This is a genomic window from Caballeronia choica (assembly GCF_001544535.1).
Taxonomy (GTDB): domain Bacteria; phylum Pseudomonadota; class Gammaproteobacteria; order Burkholderiales; family Burkholderiaceae; genus Caballeronia; species Caballeronia choica.
On sequence record NZ_FCON02000359.1, the window covers coordinates 1 to 2,688 of the forward strand.

Consider the following 2,688-nt stretch of genomic DNA (forward strand, 5'->3'; position numbering starts at 1 on the left):
CTCTGACATCCTCGCGAAAGTCACGCGTGCCAGGGCCAAGCTTAATAAGATGCAATCCGTTTGACGCGCAGCACTAGTGCTTTGGATGATAGCCACAACGTGTAGCCCTGCGCGCGCCGTGCATTCAGGAATTCGTCCAGGACCGAATCGGTGAGCGTCGTTGCGTCTTGTCGCCTGGAAGCAAGCCACCGGCTCAAATGCGCAAGAAGCTGAAATTGATTCGCGGCGGCGTTGGGCCGGTAACCTTGTTTGCTCAACTCCGCGGCGAAGCCGTCTGCAAACGCCGCGAGCGGTCCGGTGATACGGACGCGAGATGGATCTGACATGAGTTCTCTCCTTCTCCCAGTTGTGGAAAAGGAAGCATCGCTCATATGACCGGGATTATGCCGATACGTACGCCAGGTTCCCCGCCTGCGCCGCCGCATCGCGGCTGCACATCGGCATAATCGCGACGTCGGCATAATGAAACTTACGCCGATATCGGCGTAAGTTTCACAAGATGGGCAACGTGCTCAATGCGCTGCCGAAGTCGCAACAGGCACGCGCAAAGGCCGACATGCAGGCGATCTGGATGGCCGCCACGCGCGCCGAGGCATACACCGCGTTCGATCGTTTCGTGTCGGTCTATGCGGCGAAATATCCGAAGGCGACGGAAACGTTGAAGAAGGATCGGGACAGCTTGCTGGCCTTTTACGACTTCCCCGCCGAGCACTGGCAGCATCTGCGCACAACCAACGCGATCGAGTCGACGTTCGCGACCGTGCGTCACCGTACGACGCGTACGCGCAACTGCGTGTCGCGATCGACCTTCCTCGGTCTGGCATTCAAGCTGATTGAGGAAGCTGAGAAAACCTGGCGCCGTATCAACGGCCCGGAAAAGATCAAGCTGTTGCTCGATGGCATTGCCTTCAAGGACGGCGAACCGGTGCAAGACGATCGACCGGTTCAGCAGAAACTCGCCGCTTGAAACCGATCGTCACGATGCTGCCCATACACCACTATTGACGTTAGCTCTGGGCTGCGGCATAGGCAGCGGCAGCGCCGAGCGTGGCCACGCCAGCGGCGGCAATGCTCGCGCTCACGGCGTTGGCTTTGTTGATACAGGCCGCGTCGTTCGAGTCACAAAAAGCGGCGCAACCCGACAGCGAGGCGATAAGTGCCAGGGCAGCGGCAAGGATAAGGCGTTTCATGGTGATTCTCTCAGGTTCTCAGGTGAGGCCGCGCGAGGCGGCCCCGGGGGGCAGTGCAACGCGTCGGCGAGGGTATCGGCGCATCCGATCCAGTGTTGGCCGTTGGGTCGGTGAACCCATCATTCCGATATCAGAATGCGATCCCTCACGACGAAAAAAACCCGCTCTATGGCGGGCTTCAAACTTCGCTCTACGGCGATTCGTTGGCTCCTCGCGCTAGGCGATGGGGTGCGGCTAGTGCGGCTTAGTAGCCCGAGCTACCGCCCGAGCGCGTTGATACATTGCGTTACATGTCGTTACAATAGACCTTCGTCATACAATTTGCCCCTCTCTTAAAGGGAGGGCAGTCGAATGACTGAAGCGGACTGCTTGAACGCTGGGCCCGGAAGGCGTTGTACCGCGACGCTGAATGGGCAGCGGGCGAGATTCGCGTTCGTGCCGAGGTACGCGCGGACGAGTGGCGAAAACCGGCGAAAGGGCGAGCAAAGGGCGGCCCGAAAACGTCGCAGCATGCGACATTAATCCGGCGCCTTACGCCGACGCACCCCGAGCCCCGGTCAAGCTCGCCGACATGGCCAAAACCGGAACGCGAGCGACCGCAGGCGCTAACTAGCAGGAGCCGAGGTGGTCGCGCGGTGCGACTACCTCGAACGAAAACCTGTCGCACAATACGACAGGTTATGAGGACGCCAAGACGAGCGGCAACAACCAGCGCGAGCGCAAAGAGGACGAGTTGCAGTGCGCGACCAGACCTGACCTAACAGCGACTCAGCCGACCGGCGGGTTATAAAAAACCGGTCGCATTGTGCAACCGGTTTTGAGGCCGCGCCCGAAGTCGCAGCATGCGACCTCGGGACGTTACGTCGACGCATCCTCGCGCAACCTAACGGGCTCGACGCTTCAGGCGGTTTCATTGTGCGACCGCGTGAAACCGAATACAGCGACCGGAGTCAACGACGCGGCCAAGGCTCGGTCGCACGCTGCGACCGTGCAAACGGCGAATCCGAGCAGTAAGCCCCTAGTCGCAGCGTGCGACGAGGGTGCCCCGACGAACTACACCGGCGATAGGGCCGTGTGAGGCGGCGATCAAAAATCAAAGTCGCACCATGAAACTTTGGTCGACGGCGCATCAGCGCGACTACGCCGCCTATAAACGTGCGGATCGTGCTGTTGCACGACATGGCAGAAGCCAAGGGCGCACTACTGAATGGGCGCGACGAGAACGGCGCTTTTCGGCGGTCGCACGGTGCGACCGCCGAAACGGTTGCATCGTGCGACCGTTTAACGCCGAACGACTATGCCGACGCCCCCGAGCCATCGGCCAAGCTCGCCGACTCTCACAGGCCGGGCGGTAGTTTGTCGCGCGGGCGATACCAGAACAGCCGCAACAACGCAGCACGCGCGCGCCAGGAGCGCGGCACTAGCAGGTTGCTGAAATACCAGTAGCGCGCGTCATCGTGGAAGGCCGCTAAGGCGTTGATATGAGACCCCTCACTCG

2 protein-coding genes and 1 pseudogene are annotated in these 2,688 nt (G+C 60.8%); 1 reads left to right on the top strand and 2 read right to left on the bottom strand.

The window, feature by feature from the left end; all coding sequences use genetic code 11:
* Window positions 1–41: 41 nt before the first annotated feature.
* Window positions 42–326 carry a hypothetical protein gene (locus tag AWB68_RS43835; RefSeq protein ID WP_200828968.1) on the bottom strand — a complete coding sequence of 95 codons (285 nt, stop codon included), beginning with the start codon at window positions 324–326 and terminating at the stop codon, window positions 42–44.
* Window positions 327–472: 146 nt separating this feature from the next.
* On the opposite strand from AWB68_RS43835, the pseudogene AWB68_RS43840 reads away from it, so the two are divergent.
* Window positions 473–967 (top strand): annotated as a pseudogene (locus tag AWB68_RS43840) (transposase); the annotation flags it as partial.
* 40 nt (window positions 968–1,007) lie between these two features.
* Here AWB68_RS43840 and AWB68_RS43845 read toward each other — a convergent pair.
* Window positions 1,008–1,190, bottom strand: a complete 183-nt coding sequence (locus AWB68_RS43845; protein WP_087650313.1) for a hypothetical protein — start codon at window positions 1,188–1,190, stop codon at window positions 1,008–1,010.
* Between the last annotated feature and the right edge of the window lie 1,498 nt (window positions 1,191–2,688).